The 16,591-nt window shown below is 41.2% G+C and carries 11 protein-coding genes; 1 reads left to right on the top strand and 10 read right to left on the bottom strand.

What is annotated here, in order from left to right:
- From SMSK564_RS0101905 to SMSK564_RS03340, 6 genes are all read right to left on the bottom strand, one after another.
- On the bottom strand, nt 1-3,623 hold a 3,623-nt coding region (locus tag SMSK564_RS0101905), incomplete at its 3' end, for a Rib/alpha-like domain-containing protein (RefSeq protein WP_000465885.1).
- 516 nt (nt 3,624-4,139) lie between these two features.
- Nucleotides 4,140-4,868: a peroxide stress protein YaaA gene (yaaA, locus tag SMSK564_RS03360; protein ID WP_000697765.1), complete on the bottom strand. Its 729-nt coding sequence runs from the start codon at nt 4,866-4,868 to the stop codon at nt 4,140-4,142.
- A gap of 184 nt (nt 4,869-5,052) precedes the next feature.
- A complete protein-coding gene (locus tag SMSK564_RS03355) occupies nt 5,053-5,217 on the bottom strand; it encodes a YczI family protein (protein WP_000508327.1) in 165 nt (54 codons plus the stop codon).
- Nucleotides 5,218-5,282: 65 nt separating this feature from the next.
- Nucleotides 5,283-6,878 (bottom strand): hypothetical protein, encoded by a 1,596-nt coding sequence (locus SMSK564_RS03350; RefSeq protein ID WP_000821216.1) that lies wholly within the window; start codon nt 6,876-6,878, stop codon nt 5,283-5,285.
- Nucleotides 6,879-6,889: 11 nt separating this feature from the next.
- The gene (locus tag SMSK564_RS03345; RefSeq protein ID WP_000412225.1) at nt 6,890-7,300 is read right to left on the bottom strand and encodes a peptide deformylase; all 411 of its coding nucleotides are present in this window, start codon (nt 7,298-7,300) and stop codon (nt 6,890-6,892) included.
- 113 nt (nt 7,301-7,413) lie between these two features.
- The gene (locus SMSK564_RS03340) at nt 7,414-10,110 is read right to left on the bottom strand and encodes a cation-translocating P-type ATPase (RefSeq protein ID WP_000032420.1); all 2,697 of its coding nucleotides are present in this window, start codon (nt 10,108-10,110) and stop codon (nt 7,414-7,416) included.
- Nucleotides 10,111-10,413: 303 nt separating this feature from the next.
- Here SMSK564_RS03340 and mntE point away from each other — a divergent pair, with 303 nt between their 5' ends.
- A complete protein-coding gene (gene mntE, locus SMSK564_RS03335) occupies nt 10,414-11,598 on the top strand; it encodes a CDF family manganese efflux transporter MntE (RefSeq protein WP_000813939.1) in 1,185 nt (394 codons plus the stop codon).
- 36 nt (nt 11,599-11,634) lie between these two features.
- Here mntE and SMSK564_RS03330 read toward each other — a convergent pair whose 3' ends face one another.
- The 4 genes from SMSK564_RS03330 to SMSK564_RS03315 form a co-directional block, all read right to left on the bottom strand.
- Nucleotides 11,635-13,506 carry an ABC-F family ATP-binding cassette domain-containing protein gene (locus SMSK564_RS03330; RefSeq protein WP_001279114.1) on the bottom strand — a complete coding sequence of 624 codons (1,872 nt, stop codon included), beginning with the start codon at nt 13,504-13,506 and terminating at the stop codon, nt 11,635-11,637.
- Nucleotides 13,503-14,702, bottom strand: coding sequence for a CCA tRNA nucleotidyltransferase (locus SMSK564_RS03325; RefSeq protein ID WP_080554065.1), 1,200 nt, complete (start codon nt 14,700-14,702; stop codon nt 13,503-13,505). Before SMSK564_RS03325 ends, SMSK564_RS03330 begins: the two co-directional genes overlap by 4 nt.
- Nucleotides 14,699-15,466 (bottom strand): 4-hydroxy-tetrahydrodipicolinate reductase, encoded by a 768-nt coding sequence (dapB, locus tag SMSK564_RS03320; protein ID WP_000027868.1) that lies wholly within the window; start codon nt 15,464-15,466, stop codon nt 14,699-14,701. The genes SMSK564_RS03325 and dapB overlap by 4 nt, the downstream gene beginning before the upstream one ends.
- 276 nt (nt 15,467-15,742) lie before the next feature.
- Nucleotides 15,743-16,591 carry a DegV family protein gene (locus tag SMSK564_RS03315; protein WP_000762150.1) on the bottom strand — a complete coding sequence of 283 codons (849 nt, stop codon included), beginning with the start codon at nt 16,589-16,591 and terminating at the stop codon, nt 15,743-15,745.

Genomic DNA, 16,591 nt, shown 5'->3' with positions numbered 1-16,591 from the left:
ATTGTTGGATCAGTTACGTCTTTTACTTCAAGAGGAATATCAACTGGATCAGTAGTATTATCTAAATACGTTACTGTTGCTCTAATTGTTTGTGTACCTGCATTTACAGTAGTGATTGTACCTACAGGAATGACAGATTTAACTTTGTTATTACCATTATTACTAATAGTTACTGCTGTTTTCAAGTCATCATTTGAGACAGGAACATTTTGGTTTCTAACAATTGTATTCCCTGTAGGGGCATATTCGTCGCTTAACTTACGTACCGCTACTTTTACATTCACGGTATCTTTTGAACCGTCAGGGTATGTTACCGTTACTACACCTGATTTATCTCCAGGCCCTGTTGCTGTACTTGGAGTTGTTGCCCATGTATAAGCAGTCCCTGTAGGCAATCCGTTCTTATTCACGCTTGTTCCGGCATCAGGTGCTTCACCGTAACTTACTGTTTGTTTTTGTGAATTTGGAGTCGCTGTATATTTCGTTGTCATTGACTTCACAGTAATTGTTACTTGTCTTTGACTTGAATTGTTTGAATTATCGGTAACTTGGATAGTCGCATTATAAGTTTTACTATCTTGTCCAACTGGTAATTTTGTTACTTCTTGAACTCCATTTTTGAATTTAATTGTCTTAGTTGCATTATCATATACTAAGAAATCTGGTAAACCAGTTACCGTTGTTGATTTAACACCAGTTCCTCCATTATTATCTACAGAAGTCACTGTTATTGAAGGCAATGTTCTATCCAATGCAATTAAATCCCAATTTTGTCTATCGTTTGGTGTTTGAATCATTGGAGCTGTTACGTCTTTCACTTCAAGTGGAATATCAACAGGATCAGTTGTATTGTCTAAATACGTCACTGTTGCTCTAATTATTTGTGTACCAGCATTTACAGTGCTAATAGAAGATGCAGTAACAGACTTCACTTTACTATTACCGTTATTATTCACACTTACAGCCGCTTTTAGATCGTTATTTGTAACAGGAACATTTTGATTTCTTGTAATTTTACTTCCTGTTGGCGTATATTCATCACTTAATTTTCGCACAGCTATCGTTACATTCACAGTATCTTTTGAAGTATCTGGATATGTTACTTCTACTACTCCTGTTTTATCCCCAGGACTAGAAGTATTCGGAGTTGTCTTCCAAGTATATCTTGTCCCTATTGGTAAACCTGTAGTACTCACACTCGCTTCTGCACTTGGTGTAGCTAAATAACTCACCGTCTGTTTTTGCGGATTAGCCACAGCATTATATTTATCAGTTTGCGCTTGAACATTAAACGTTATGGTTTTTGTAGCAGTATTTCCATTTTTGTCTACAGCTTTAATAGTTGCTTGCGTTCTTTGAAAATTATTTGGAATTACGCCAGATATCTCAATTCGTTTTGTTGAAGGATTGTATCTTAGAGGATTCGCTAAATTCTCAACTACAATTGGATTAGCATCTTTAAGTCCAATACCTCTAGCATTATCCTGTGCATCAATGGAAATATTACTTGGCAATCCTTCAGCTCTTGTTAACAATACAGAATCGGGTGCTGTAATAGTTGGATTAATATTATCTACGATTGCTACTGGAATAGTTACTGTTTTCATCACAGTATTTCCACGAAGAATTTCGATTTCTTTATGCTGGATACCTGCTGCAGAAGTATCTACATTAGATGAACCACCTTTCCAACGAATCGTTAAATCAGTTGCAGGGGCTGTTCCATTTGAAAGTGTAATATAACTTCTCACATCTCCAAGTTCACCACTCTGATTTTGGTAAATACGTTTATCCTGTTTCCCAATAAAATCTAGTACTGTATACGGTGTAGTAACATCTTTCGTTACTCCGTTATCATAACTTACTGTAACAACGGCATTCTTCGTACCCGCTTGACTTAAATCGAAAGGTGTTTTCCATGTTACCCTAGCAGTTTGTGGAACTTCATGATTTGTTTTTGATTTCACTAAGTTTCTTGGGTTTTTATAAAAATCATGAGGATCTCCAAACAATGTTGTTAAACTTGGATGTTTTGCTTCAACATCATTTGTCGCATTTGTCTGAATGGTTTTAGTAGACAATCCATCTTTAAAATGAATTGTCATTGTTGTTCCATCAGATGAAATTTCTGCATGATCAAAATCACTTTTATGATCTGAAGGTTTCATAATATCTGGATGTTCTGCTTTAAATTTCTCAATTAAAGCTGTTTTTTCATTTTCAGTTAAATGACGAACATCATCTACATATGTCTGCGATAAATCCTTTACTGTATTACGTTCACTTTGTGGCTTTATAATAAAAGTAAATGTATAAGGTTTTAACTGATTTTGAGCTACTCTTGTATTCGAAGCAATATGAACCTCATATCTACCAGGTTGAACGATTCCCCCTTCTCCTACAACACCTCTAATAGCAGCATTCGTAATAGGATTGTTTATTTCTGTTTTACCATACTCTATTTCACGTGATCTTTGAACTCCTGCTTTCTTATCCCAGTAAGCAACTTGCATTTTTAAACCTTTAATCGGAGAATTGTCTGTAAAACCAACAGTAACAATATAATACGGGGTTTCATCTTCTACTAATTTTCCTCGTGCATACGTAGTGAACTTTCTCTCATTCCCTACTCTTTCTCCTTTTATCTCAATTTTACTCCAAATTTCATCTGAATTATAATAGACTGCTGTATTACCATTTTCAATAAGATGACCATCTCTTCTATTTTCTATGTGATTATATATTATCCCCCTAAACCGACTCTCTCCCTTACCATCAATCAGTTTCCCATTGCGTGGGTCACGTTTTCCAGAATGTGCGCGAGTTACTCTATTAGCCACTTTATTGCGGAGGCTTTTCGCCTCATTTAGAGCACCATCAACTTCACTATCAGTGGATTTTTCCTTAGATAAATCACCAAATGCTTGAAGAGATTTGCTTTCAGATTCACTAAATTCATAGCTGATTTCTCTTGCTAGTTGGTTGATTTCTGAGACAAGAGCCTGAACCTTGGCAATCTTTTCTGTTAAAAGATTTTTCTTTTCATCACTATCGTTTGCTTTGTCTGCCTGCTTTTCTTTTTTGTATATGTCGTTGTTTTTCTCTTCCAATTGAGCAAATGAATCCGACAGAACTTGAACTTCTTTATTTATCTCATCCTGACTAACACCTTCCTTATCCAAGACTGCTTGCGCACGCGACAAAGAGAGATTAAGATTTTCAACTGATTTAACTGTTTTATTCTGTAAATCAGTGTTCCTAATCTTTTCAATTAATTCATTTAAAGCAGTTTTATTCACAGCTTTGACTGTATTCTCTACAGCCTTTTCAACACTTTTATCTTCCTGCACATTTTCAGAAATCTTATCTGATTCTTTAACATGATTTTCTATCTGTGGATGATTTTCCACATCGTTTGGAACCTTGTCACTATTCGGATCTTCATCTTTGGCTTTAGTTGAATCATTCAGAGACGCAACCATTTCATCAGCATGAACAAGATGTGGATTCTGTATCATTACTACTCCTGTAGCCAAAAAAAGAGTGCACCCAAAAAGAAAGTGCTTCCCTTTCTTTATCATCCGCCAATTCTTTTGATTGATTCCTTTTCGATTAAAAAACATAGAGAACTCCTCATTAAACCAAAAAATTATTTTTCATATATATTATATTCTATTACTCTCACAAATGCAAACCGTTTCATTTAATATATGAAAGTTTTTCACAACTTGAACTTATATTTATTTGTTCATAAAATGACTATTATTAACCAAGTATGAACAATAATCATCATTTGCATAGATCCACGATTTCGCTATCCTTTCCTCTAACTATTCTTATTTCTAGCGTCAGACTTAAAACTATCTATCCCCTTACCCTTTTAATCCGCTACCTATCGATAGTCAGGCTTGGGAATCACTATCAGGTTCACCAGTAGTGAGTACCTTCGGAGGACTTACACCCCAGATGAACGACATGCCTGTCGTCCCCCAAAAAGAAACTGGGCAAAAACTCAATTGGAAGAGAAAATAAAGTAATTCTTTCAACAATAAAACGCATAACATCAAAGTTTCAACACCTGATACTATGCGTTTTCTAATTTTAAAGACTTTTTTGCCCAGCCTCTTCTTATCTGCTTTTCATACTTCCTTTACAAAAACCAATTCCTGTGGCTGTGACAAATCTTCTCGGTAGTTAAATCCCGCAAAACTTAAGCGACGAGCTTCATCGACCGTCTGTACTTGATTTTCTATCAGGGCTGTCAGGAAAGCACCACGCGCTTTCTTGGAAATAGTTGAATGAATTTTCAGCTGACCACCTCTATCCTCCATGAATTTGAAGGTCACCATCTTTTCTCTAATTTCCTTAGAAAATACCGTCTCAAACTCGGACGACAAGAGAGAGAAAATCACTTCTTCCTGCGTCACAGCTTCATCATAGACTGCCTTCCAATGGTTCTTCAAAGTCTTACCAGCGACTTTTAATTTCATCAAAAAATCCAAACGGTGAGGTGCCATAGGTGACAAGGCTGGAACAACACCGTACAAAGCCGAAGTAATAAAGACATGATTTTCAAGATAGGCTTGTTCCGCCTCGGTCAATTTGTCTCGCTTGATATGGCGATACATGAGCCCATCAAAAAGTTTCAAGGCTGGGTAGTGTTGAGCAGTTTGCCTTTTCAAAGCTTGGATATGTTGAAATTCTTCCGCAGCCTTCTCAGCTGATACCTTGTAAAAACTCTCCAATTGACTAGTAGAATAGAGGGCCAAGGCATCCAGCACAGCCTGACTTTCTGGTTTTAAAGGAGCGGCTTCAATACTTGGCAAATCTGTGTTCATTTCTTTTGCTGTTGGGATTAAAATTTTCATATTGATAGTGTAGCATATTTTTTAGCCACAACCAAGAAATTCATCTGATACTCAATGAAAATCAAAGAGCAAACTAGGAAGCTAGCTGCAGGCTGTACTTGAGTACGGCAAGGTGAAGCTGACGTGGTTTGAATTTGATTTTCGAAGAGTATGAAAAACCTCGGTTTAACCGAGGCTTCTCTATTTATTTTGGCCATCCTAACCAGACAGCCACGAGAACAAGGGCTAGGCCAGCTAAACTTGTTAAGATAGATAAGAATTTATCTTTTTTCTCCTTGAACTGAGAAAAACCTATCTTCAAAGCGAGCAGTCCGAGTAGCATTGAAGCAACCATCACATAAAAACCCATTTCTTTGTCCTCCATTAATCTTAATTTACCTTATTATAACATATATTTCTTAAATAAAGCTGTTTTTACTGCACTTTAAAGGTCTTGAGATAATTGTCTTTTCCTACTTGACCTTCGAAATCTTTACCATTTTCAAGGTAAGGCAGGTCATCTGATACGGAGGCCTTGACCTTGTATATCTTACCATCAACTTTAAAGAAGTAGACGGTGTCTCCCTTGATAACAGCTGATTTAAGGTCTGCTACCACACCCTTGATGCTTTCTGTCGTTGCATTGTCAATTTCAAGGTCGTTTTTATTGGCATACTTGCTGAGCAGCTCTTCCACTGTCGTAGCAACGATAACATTTTGGTACTCGACTGCGTCTACCAAAGCATACTCTTTGACTAAACCAGCATTGTCCTTCAAACCCATGATGTAGAGAGGCTTGTCATTGAGGTTGATGAGGATTGGGAAGGTTGCCTTGTAGGATTTCTCCTGAACAGCACCTTCGGCTGATTCACGGGCTGATTCTTCTGTCGCAGAAGCCAAGCTATACTTAGTAATTTCTCCTGTTCGCATATTTTCAAGGATGAAACCAAGATTACTCTCATCCGCATTAGCCGACGTCACACCTGTGTAGAGATAGATGTCATTGCCAATAGACAAGTAATTATAGCCCTTGGTAGTCTGGGTCACATTTTTCTTGGAAATCATGGCATTCCAGAAACCGTCCTTGTACTTGCCGTTGTAGTTGATTTGCTCAATAGTTTCCTCAGCTGGATAGACCCTGTCCACCCATTCTGGAACATCTGCCAAGCTGTATTCCTTAGTTTCTCCATTTGTAGCATCCAAGATAATGACTGAAACAGGACGAGGAACCGCTAAGCCAAATTGCTTTTGGTAAACCGTCGCCACATAGAAAGGATTGCCCTCATCGTCCACCTCGAAAGATGGAGTTTTGAAAATTTTGGTTGGGTACTTCAAGCGCAGGTGACGTTTGACATCACGGTTAAAATACTCCGAGTCTGAATATTTAATTGGTGTCTTCAAGTCCACCAAGTCCGCATTTCCAGTTACCATATCCACCTTGATATACTCGCCGATTCCCTTGGCCTGATTATTAAACCATTTGATAGGGTCTGCATATTCTAGTGGTGTAACTCGATAGGGCTTCCCATCAATCGTTAGTTGAGTATAGGTGTCTGCCGCTACGTACTGCGATACCTTATCCGTTAGGGAACCCAAGTAGCGGTCGCCAATTTTTTCAGCAGTACTTCTATCTAGGATAGGAACCTTACTGGTGTCACTCTTAGGAAATTCAGTAAAGTCTTTTTCCGTAACCGTGACTACATTGGCATAATTTTTAGCCTGAAAAATGCTGGAAGTCACCAAGGAAACCAAGACTGCTAAGAGAAGAATTCCTCCAATCGAAGCTAAAAGAACTTTCCCTAACCGATTGATTTTGAAACCCTCAAGATTTAAGGCAGCTTCCGCCTTGCCGTGGCGCACATGAACCGTTTTGACAAGGTTTATCCCCTTGCCAAAGCCAAATAAGATTGCCACAACCAGCAAATGCCCACAGAGGAAAAAGAGAAATTCCCAGCTGGTCAGGTTAAGGGGCGGTAAAAAGATATACCAGGTCGTTGCGATAAAAATAAGTTCAAAGATTATCCGTTTCATTTGCTTTCCTCCTAAATGATTCGTCCTTCCAAGTGATCCAGTTCATGCTGGCAAATCTGAGCTGGGAATCCTGTCAAGGTAATGGTCTGTTCCTGCCACTTGCTGTCACGATAGGCAACCTTTATAGTTTCATAACGCTTAGTTGGTCTCACACCTACCAAGGACAAACAGCCTTCTTCTGTTTCATAAGGTCCTTCAAAAGACAGGAGCACTGGATTAAACATGACCACAGGAACCAAGCCAAGATTAAAGATAATCACGCGCTTTTGCACCCCAATCATATTGGCAGCCAGACCAACACAGATCTCACGATTTGCTAAGAGCGTATCCTGTAAATCTCTGGCAAGATACAGATCTTCCTGACTTGCCGGCTGAGACACCTGAGATAAAAACAAAATATCCTTCACAATTTTCTTTTCCACTTCCTCACACTCCTCTTACTTTTTACTATATTATAGCAATTATAGCACAAAAGCCGATAACTGCAAGCCCTTTCCCTCAACTGTAGCAAAAAGCCATCCGAAGATGACTTTTTTTAAATCGCATTCTTGTCAAAACCGAGTTTGCGTTGAATAAACTTAACAATTTCGACGATAATAATCATTGAAAAGCTTCCGCCCATAACGATTCCCCATTGTGACAAGTCTAGTTTGGTTACGTGGAAGATTCCTTCAAGCGGTTCTACGACGATTGTTGCCATGAGAAGGATGAAGGATACCAAGATGGACCAGTTGAAGGTCTTAGACTTGAATGGACCAACTGTCAAGATAGACTGGTAAACAGACTTGACATTGTAGGCATGGAAGAGCTGAATCAAACCAAGAGTTGCAAAGGCCATAGTAAGGGCATCAGCATGAATGGCATGATTGTCACCCACGTGAACCGGGTAAATAAGGGCAAGTCCATAAACACTCATAACAATAGCTGCTTGGAGTACACCTTGATAGATGATAGAACTCAAAACACCACCTGAGAAGAAGCTTGCCTTGCGTCCACGTGGTTTATGGTTCATGACACCAGGCTCAGCAGGTTCAACACCTAGTGCAATTGCTGGGAAAGTATCGGTTACCAAGTTGATCCACAAAAGATGAACTGGCTGCAAGACGTCCCAACCAAACAAGGTTGATAGGAAGATGGTTAATACTTCAGCAGTATTGGCAGAAAGTAAGTACTGAATAGTCTTTTGAATGTTTGAGAAGACCTTACGTCCTTCTTCAACTGCAACGATGATAGTCGCAAAGTTGTCATCAGCAAGAATCATGTCAGAAGCTCCCTTAGAAACCTCTGTACCAGTGATTCCCATACCGATACCGATATCGGCTGTTTTCAGAGCTGGCGCATCATTAACACCGTCACCTGTCATAGCAACGACTTTACCTTGTTTTTGCCAAGCCTTGACGATACGAACCTTGTGTTCTGGAGATACACGGGCATAAACAGAGTATTGCCCAACTACTTTTTCAAAGGCTTCATCAGATAGTTCGTTGAGTTCAGCACCAGTTAAAACATGACCTTCTGTATCGTTGACATCAATGATTCCCAAACGTTTGGCAATAGCTTCTGCAGTATCTTGATGGTCACCCGTAATCATGATTGGACGGATTCCCGCCTCCTTAGCCACACGAACAGCCTCAGCAGCTTCAGGACGTTCAGGGTCAATCATCCCAATCAAACCAGTAAAGATTAAATCATTTTCAAGCTCTTCAGAAGTGAGGTTTTCTGGAATACTATCAATAATCTTATAGGCACCTGCTAGGACACGCAAGGCTTGATGAGCCATTTCAGAGTTGTTGGTATGAATGAGGTTTGTAACCTTCTCATCAATCGGAGCAATATCCCCAGCTTTGTCACGAAGAACACAACGTTTCAAAAGTTGGTCTGGCGCACCTTTAACAGCTACGAGGAAGCGTCCATCTGCAAGTGGGTGAACCGTTGACATGAGCTTACGATCAGAGTCAAATGGCAACTCAGCCACACGAGGATATTTCTCTAAAAATCCTTTGACATCATAGCCCTTGTCTAAGGCATATTGGATAAAGGCTGTTTCGGTTGGGTCACCAATCAGGTTTCCTTCCACATCGATTTTCGTATCATTTGCCAAGACAACTGAACGAAGAAGGGGCATTTCAAGACCTAGTTCAATGTCATCAGCTGAGTCATGTAGAACCGCATCGTAGAAGACTTTTTCGACTGTCATCTTGTTCATAGTCAGCGTACCAGTCTTATCAGAAGCGATGATTTCTGTTGAACCAAGGGTTTCTACAGCTGGCAACTTACGAACGATAGAGTTTCGTTTGGCCAAAACTTGAGTACCAAGGGCAAGAACGATAGTCACGATAGCTGGAAGCCCTTCTGGAATGGCTGCAACGGCAAGGGCAACAGAGGTCATCAACTCACCAAGTGGATCTTTTCCTTGAATGAAGACACCCACTACAAAAGTAACAAGGGCAATGACCAAAATTGCATAGGTCAAGACCTTAGAAAGGTTGTTCAAGTTTTGTTTGAGGGGTGTATCTGTCTCATCCGCATCTTGAAGCATGCCAGCGATATGACCAACTTCAGTGTACATCCCTGTATTGACAACAACACCAAGACCACGACCATAAGTCACATTTGAGTTTTGGAAGGCCATATTGACACGGTCACCAATACCAGCATCTGTCGCAAGCTCGACTGTCAAGTCTTTTTCGACTGGCACAGACTCACCTGTCAGGGCAGCTTCTTCGATTTTAAGAGAGTTGGCTTCTAGCAAACGTAAGTCTGCTGGTACAACATCACCAGCTTCGAGAGCGACGATATCACCTGGTACTAATTCTTTAGAATCAATCTCAGCCATATGACCATCACGAAGAACACGGGCAGCTGGACTAGACATGGATTTGAGAGCTTCGATGGCTTCTTCAGCTTTTCCTTCTTGGTAAACACCAAAGGCAGCATTGATGATAACCACGGCTAGGATGATAATGGCATCTGCGATATCTTCCCCACCAGAGGTCACGACTGATAAAATAGCTGCCGCAACTAGGATGATAATCATCAAATCCTTAAATTGCTCGATGAATTTGACCAGGATTGATCGTTTCTCGCCTTCTTCGAGTTCATTGTGGCCAAATTCTGCAAGGCGCTTTTCAGCCTCACTTGATGACAAACCTTGCTCGGTCGCATCCACAGCCTTCAAGACCTCTTCAGGACTCTGAGTATAAAACGCTTGGCGTTTTTGTTCTTTTGACATGTGTCTCCTCCTTGACATTGTGTGCAAAACAGACTCTCTTTCTGCCATATCTTTTCACGACAAACAAAAAGAGACCTGTTAATCGTAACAAGTCTCGCTGTTTAAGATAGTGCCGGAAAGCATACTTTTCAGTATAAAATTCGGAATGACGACACTATCACAGGTTTCTGCCAGCTACTCCCTTGAGTAGTACTATTATACCAAATTTTGAAAAGTTTTCAAAGAGTAAGAACTGACTTATTTGAATTATCCCTTGAAAACCAGTATAATGGTAGAATGCTATGTGACTAGAAAGGAAGTTGAATGAAGCAATCTATCTCAAATCTCAAGTTAGCTGAGCGTGGGGCCATTATCAGTATTTCGACCTATCTGCTCTTATCAGCAGCAAAATTAGCAACTGGTCACCTCCTTCATTCATCCAGTTTGGTGGCCGATGGTTTCAACAACGTGTCGGACATCATTGGAAATGTGGCCCTCTTGATAGGGATTCGGATGGCGCGCCAGCCTGCAGACCGTGACCACCATTTTGGCCACTGGAAGATTGAGGATTTGGCAAGCTTAATCACTTCCATCATCATGTTTTATGTCGGTTTCGATGTACTTCGGGATACCATTCAAAAGATTCTCAGTCATGAAGAAACGGTCATTGATCCTCTAGGTGCAACTCTAGGAATCATTTCTGCAGCGATTATGTTTCTAGTTTATCTCTACAATACTCGCCTCAGTAAAAAATCCAACTCCAAAGCACTGAAGACCGCAGCAAAGGACAATCTTTCTGATGCTGTTACCTCACTTGGTACTACTATTGCCATCCTAGCTAGCAGTTTCAATTATCCCATTGTGGATAAACTGGTTGCCATTATCATCACTTTCTTTATCTTAAAGACTGCCTATGATATCTTTATCGAGTCTTCCTTTAGTCTTTCAGACGGCTTTGACGACCGTCTGCTTGAGGACTATCAAAAGGCCATTATGGAAATTCCAAAAATTAGCAAGGTTAAATCTCAAAGAGGTCGCACCTACGGTAGCAACATTTACCTTGATATTACGCTAGAAATGAATCCTGACTTGTCTGTTTTTGAGAGTCATGAAATCGCGGATCAAGTCGAGTCTATGCTGGAGGAACGTTTTGGAGTCTTTGATACCGATGTCCATATCGAGCCAGCACCTATTCCTGAGGATGAAATTTTAGATAACGTCTATAAAAAATTGCTTATGCGCGAGCAATTGATTGACCAAGGAAATCAACTGGAAGAACTCTTGGCTGACGATTTTGTCTATATTCGTCAAGATGGAGAGCAGATGGATAAAGAGGCCTATAAAGCCGAAAAAGACTTGAATTCCGCTATCAAGGATATTCAGATCACTTCCATCAGTCAGAAGACCAAACTCATCTCCTATGAGTTAGATAGTATCATCCATACCAGTATCTGGCGTCGCCACGAAACCTGGCAAAATATCTTTCACCAAGAAACAAAAAAAGAATAGAGAAATCCTGTCATGAGACGGGATTTTTCTATTCTTCTAACTATCAAATTCACTGAGATACTCATAGCGTTCGTATTTTTCAAGGAGTGCTTCGTTTTTCTCATCCAGTTCTTTTTGGAGAGTAGCCAGCTTACCAAAGTCGGAGCCATTAGCCTGCATTTCCTCTTCAATAGCAGCGATACGATTTTCCAAGGCTTCAATATCGCCTTCAATACTTGCCCACTCCTGCTTTTCTTGGTAGGTCATGCGTTTCTTGTCTTCTCGAACCTTGACCACTTTTTCCTTTTCGGCTTTTTGCACTTGATTGGCCATCTCTGTTTCAAAGACTTTTTCATCAAGATAGTCGGTGTAATGACCAAAGAAAGGACGAATCTTGCCATCCTCAAAAGCGAGAATCTTAGTCGCTACCTTATCCAAGAAATAGCGGTCGTGACTAACAGTCAAAACTGGACCAGCAAAGCCTTGCAAGAAATTCTCCAAAACTGTCAAGGTCGCAATATCTAGGTCATTTGTCGGTTCGTCCAAGAGAAGAACATTTGGTTTTTCCAAAAGCAATTTGAGGAGATAAAGACGTTTTTTCTCTCCCCCAGACAATTTCTCAATCAAGGTTCCATGCGTCGAACGTGGGAAAAGGAACTGCTCCAGCAGCTCTGCAATCGAAGTACTAGAACCACCACTGGTCTTGACCTCTTCTGCCACTTCCTGCAGGTAATTGATAACACGCTTGCTTTCATCCAAGCCCTCAATTTGCTGAGAGAAATAGGCGATGCGAACCGTTTCCCCTATCACAACTTGTCCTGCTGTCGGCTCAAGACTGCCTGCAATCAGGTTGAGCAGGGTTGATTTTCCAACACCGTTATCCCCAACAATTCCAATACGATCTTTGGCCTGCACCAAGAGATTAAAGTCTTGCAAAATGGGCTTATTTTCATAGGCAAAGGAAACATCCTGAAACTCGATGACTTTCTTCCCAATCCGACTGGTTTCAAAGTTCATGGTCAAGTCTGTCTCAGCACTACTGCCTGAAACTTCCTTTTTCAAGTCATGGAAGCGATTGATACGAGCCTGCTGCTTGGTCGCACGCGCCTGCGGTTGTCTGCGCATCCAGGCCAATTCTTGCTTATAAAGTTGTTCCTTTTTGTGGAGAAGAGCCGCATCGCGCTCGTCCTGTTCCGCCTTAAGGCGAACATAATCCTGATAATTTCCCTGATATTCGGTCAAGCCTGCTCGGTCCAACTCGAAAATCCGTGTTGACAAAGCGTCTAGGAAATAACGATCGTGGGTAATAAAAAGGACGGTCTTCTTGGAATTTTTCAAAAAGAGGGTCAGCCACTCAATAGTCGCAATGTCCAGATGGTTGGTCGGCTCATCCAGAAGCAAGAGGTCGTGGTTGCCAAGTAAGACTTGCGCCAACTGAACTCGTCTTCTCAGACCACCTGACAATTCCCCAACTGGAGTGGATAAGTCCTGAATACCCAGCTTACTAAGAACCGTCTTGACCTGACTCTCAATTTCCCAAGCTTGGAGGGAGTCCATTTCTGCCATGACTCGTTCCAAACGCGCCTGCTTGTCCTCACTGTAGTTGAGCATGAGAAGTTCATACTCACGAATAAGCTGGATTTCCTTGAGGTCGCTAGATAGAACCGTATCCAAGACCGTCTTGCTATCATCAAAATCAGGATCTTGGGTCAAGTAACCAATCTGGTAATCATTCTTAGCTGAAAAGGGACTAACATCCCCATCAAATCCAGAAACACCAGAAAGAACATCTAAAAGGGTGGTCTTACCAGTCCCATTGACACCGATTAAACCAATTCTATCCAAGTCATGGATGATAAAGGAAATATCCTTAAAAACGGTCTTATCACCGACGGATTTACTTAGTTTTTCAACGATAAAATCACTCATTTTTTCTCCCTTAGATAAGCATGGATGGCTTGACGGTCATTTTCCAATTCTCCATCGACAATAGCAAACTCAATCTCTGTTAAAATCTCTCCCAAGTCTGGTCCCGGCTGATAGCCATATTCCTTGATCAAAATACCACCATTAATCTGAATTTCTTTCTTGTCATGAATGGTCAGACTCTGGTAGGTTTCTGTGATGGCTTGTGGGTTGACTGGTTTTCCCTGAGCCTGACGAAGACTTTCAGCCTGTAAAAGCAAATCCAAGTCAAAGCGATAACAATCTCGCTTGCTCAATTCTCCCTTTTCACGCAATGCCAAAATAGTCAGCAAATCCTGAACTTGCTTGGCAAACTGGCGTGAGGTCTTCCAAGCCTTCAAAAATGGCTGCGCATTTTCAATCTCCAAAGCCCACAGTAGAGCCGCCCAGGCTTGCTCTGAAGATTCAAAGGTGAAATCAGTCTCTAAATCAAACAGTCTATTGAGCTTGTCCTGGCTAGCTGCCATATCAGGGAGATAGTCATAAGCTTGACTCTCAATCATGGAAGCCAAGCCCCTTCTCCAAAATGGAGCCAGCAAGAGTTTATCAAACTCAACGAAGGTACGCTCCACAGAAATTTTCTCCAAAAGTGGCGTCAAGGTCTTCATTGCTTTAAAGGTTTCTGGCTCAAGTTCAAAACCAAGACTGGCTTGAAAACGGAAACCACGCATAATCCGCAAAGCATCTTCGTTGAAACGCTCACTAGCCACTCCAACTGCTCGTAAGACTTGCTTTTCCAAATCTTCTAAACCATGAAACAAGTCAATGATTTCTCCTGTCTCATCCAAGGCAAAGGCGTTGACTGTAAAATCACGGCGTTTGAGGTCTTCTTCTAGCGAACGCACAAAGGAAACCGCACTGGGTCTGCGATAGTCCACATAGACATCTTCTGTCCGAAAAGTAGTCACCTCATACTCCTCGTCCCCATCTAAGACCAAGACAGTTCCATGCTCGATTCCTATATCGGCTGTTCGCGGAAAAATCTGCTTGGTCTCTTCTGGATAAGAAGAAGTCGCAATATCCACATCATGGATAGGGCGATTGAGGAGGGCATCCCGAACAGAACCCCCAACAAAATAGGCTTCAAAGCCTGCTTCTTTAATTTTTTCTAATACTGGTAAAGCCTTCTGAAACTCAGAAGGCATTTGCGTTAATCTCATAATAAGTGTTCTAATCCATAGACAAGCTCATGACGCTTGACAACTTCTTTAATTCCCAAATTCACCCCTGTCATGAAGGAGCTGCGATCATAGGAGTCATGACGGAGGGTCAATCCTTCTCCTTGATTGCCAAAGATGACTTCCTGATGGGCTACCAAGCCTGGTAAACGAACTGAGTGAATCCGCATGCCATCAAAGTTAGCACCACGGGCACCTGCAATCAATTCTTCCTCATCAGGCGCACCTTGCTGAATAGACTCTCGAACCTCTGCCATCAACTCAGCTGTTTTAATAGCTGTTCCACTCGGGGCATCCTTTTTCTTGTCATGATGGAGCTCGATAATCTCCACATTTGGGAAATATTTGGCAGCCTGCGTCGCAAATTGCATAAGCAAGACAGCACCCAAGGCAAAGTTAGGAGCAATCAAGCCACCCAAGTCTTGGGCACGAGAAAATGCTTTTAGCTCTGCAATTTCTTCACTAGTAAAGCCTGTTGTTCCAACTACTGGAGCAAAGCCATTTTCAAGAGCAAAGCGTGTATTTTCATAGGCAACAGCTGGTGTAGTAAAGTCTACCCAGACATCCGCTTCAAAGCCTGCTAAATCAGCCTTATCCTTGAAAACAGGAATACCCTGCCATTCTGACTCAGACTCAAAGGGATCCAAAACTGCTACCAAGTCTAAGTCTGGATCAGCCAAGACCATCTGGCAAGCAGCTTGTCCCATCTTTCCTTTAAAACCAGCAATAATTACTCGAATACTCATCTCTACTCCTGTCTAAGATACAAAGCCTGTAGGAACACAAAGTGAAAATAGGAGTTCTGATCAAGAAGTATCTACTCCTTGGAAGAACTATCTTTTTCACACAGGGTTCCAGGCGTGTTCAATTATCAAGATACAAAGGACATTAGCTGCCCATGAAAAATAGGGAATGGCACTGACTTTCCACGAAAGGTAAGACAGGCATCTTTTTTCAAGAGGCAGGTAGCCCGTGTTCAATTTCTAAGATACAAGCCATCTTAACTAGTCTAAAAGTGCTAACTAAATCACTGGAATATAACCCAGAGCAATACTTCCTGATCCGAGGTGTGTCCCAATGACACTGCCAAATGTAGCAAGTGAAATATCCGTACCCACTCCAGATTCAAGCAAGTGTTGGCGCAATTCTTCAGCCTTTTCAGGAGCATTCCCGTGAATGACAATGACCCGATATTGGCCTGAAGCCGTTGTTTCCTTAATGATTTCAATTAAGCGCTTGGTTGCTTTCTTCTCCGTACGAACTTTTTCGTAAACTTCAATCACACCTTGACCGTTAAAATAAAGGATTGGCTTAATGCTTAGCAGATTGCCCAAAATCGCAGCCCCATTTGAAAGACGTCCACCTTTCACCAAGTGGTCCAAATCATCAACCATGATAAAAGCTGACGTACGGCTGATTTGAATGGCTAGCTTATCCTGAATAATGGCAAAATCATCGCCCTGGTCTCGCCAGTTAAAGACACTTTCAACCATAATACCCAGCGGAGCACTTGTAATCAAAGTGTCTGGGAAAGCAATGGTCAAGCCCTCATAATCATCCACCATATACTGGATATTTTGGTAAAAACCTGAAATTCCAGAAGATAGGAAAAGCCCCAAGGCATGGGTATAGCCTTGTTCTTTGAGCGAAGTTAAGATTTCATCTAACTTGGCAATGCTTGGTTGACTGGTCTTAGGCAATTCAGAAACCTGAGCCATTTTTTGGTAAAATTCCTCAGCAGTCAGATTGATACCCTCGACATACTCCTCACCATCAATGTTAACAGGAATATCCAAGACAAATAAATCTTCTCTTTGCAAGGTCTCTGTACTGAGAAAGGCAGAGGAATCTGTAATAACAGCTAGTTTCAT

It is taken from the genome of Streptococcus mitis SK564 (genome assembly GCF_000148525.1).
Taxonomy (GTDB): domain Bacteria; phylum Bacillota; class Bacilli; order Lactobacillales; family Streptococcaceae; genus Streptococcus; species Streptococcus mitis_H.
The sequence above is the reverse complement of the archived record's forward strand: the minus strand, read 5'-3'. Positions and strand labels throughout refer to the sequence as shown.

Bases quoted from the DNA above. Each gene is read 5' to 3' on its own strand.
- SMSK564_RS03315 (WP_000762150.1), bottom strand. From the start codon at position 16,591: ATGAAACTAGCTGTTATTACAGATTCCTCTGCCTTTCTCAGTACAGAG.
- SMSK564_RS03350 (WP_000821216.1), bottom strand. From the start codon at position 6,878: ATGAAACGGATAATCTTTGAACTTATTTTTATCGCAACGACCTGGTAT.
- SMSK564_RS03355 (WP_000508327.1), bottom strand. From the start codon at position 5,217: ATGGGTTTTTATGTGATGGTTGCTTCAATGCTACTCGGACTGCTCGCT.
- SMSK564_RS03330 (WP_001279114.1), bottom strand. From the start codon at position 13,506: ATGAGTGATTTTATCGTTGAAAAACTAAGTAAATCCGTCGGTGATAAG.
- SMSK564_RS03325 (WP_080554065.1), bottom strand. From the start codon at position 14,702: ATGAGATTAACGCAAATGCCTTCTGAGTTTCAGAAGGCTTTACCAGTA.
- SMSK564_RS03340 (WP_000032420.1), bottom strand. From the start codon at position 10,110: ATGTCAAAAGAACAAAAACGCCAAGCGTTTTATACTCAGAGTCCTGAA.
- yaaA (WP_000697765.1), bottom strand. From the start codon at position 4,868: ATGAAAATTTTAATCCCAACAGCAAAAGAAATGAACACAGATTTGCCA.
- mntE (WP_000813939.1), top strand. From the start codon at position 10,414: ATGAAGCAATCTATCTCAAATCTCAAGTTAGCTGAGCGTGGGGCCATT.
- dapB (WP_000027868.1), bottom strand. From the start codon at position 15,466: ATGAGTATTCGAGTAATTATTGCTGGTTTTAAAGGAAAGATGGGACAA.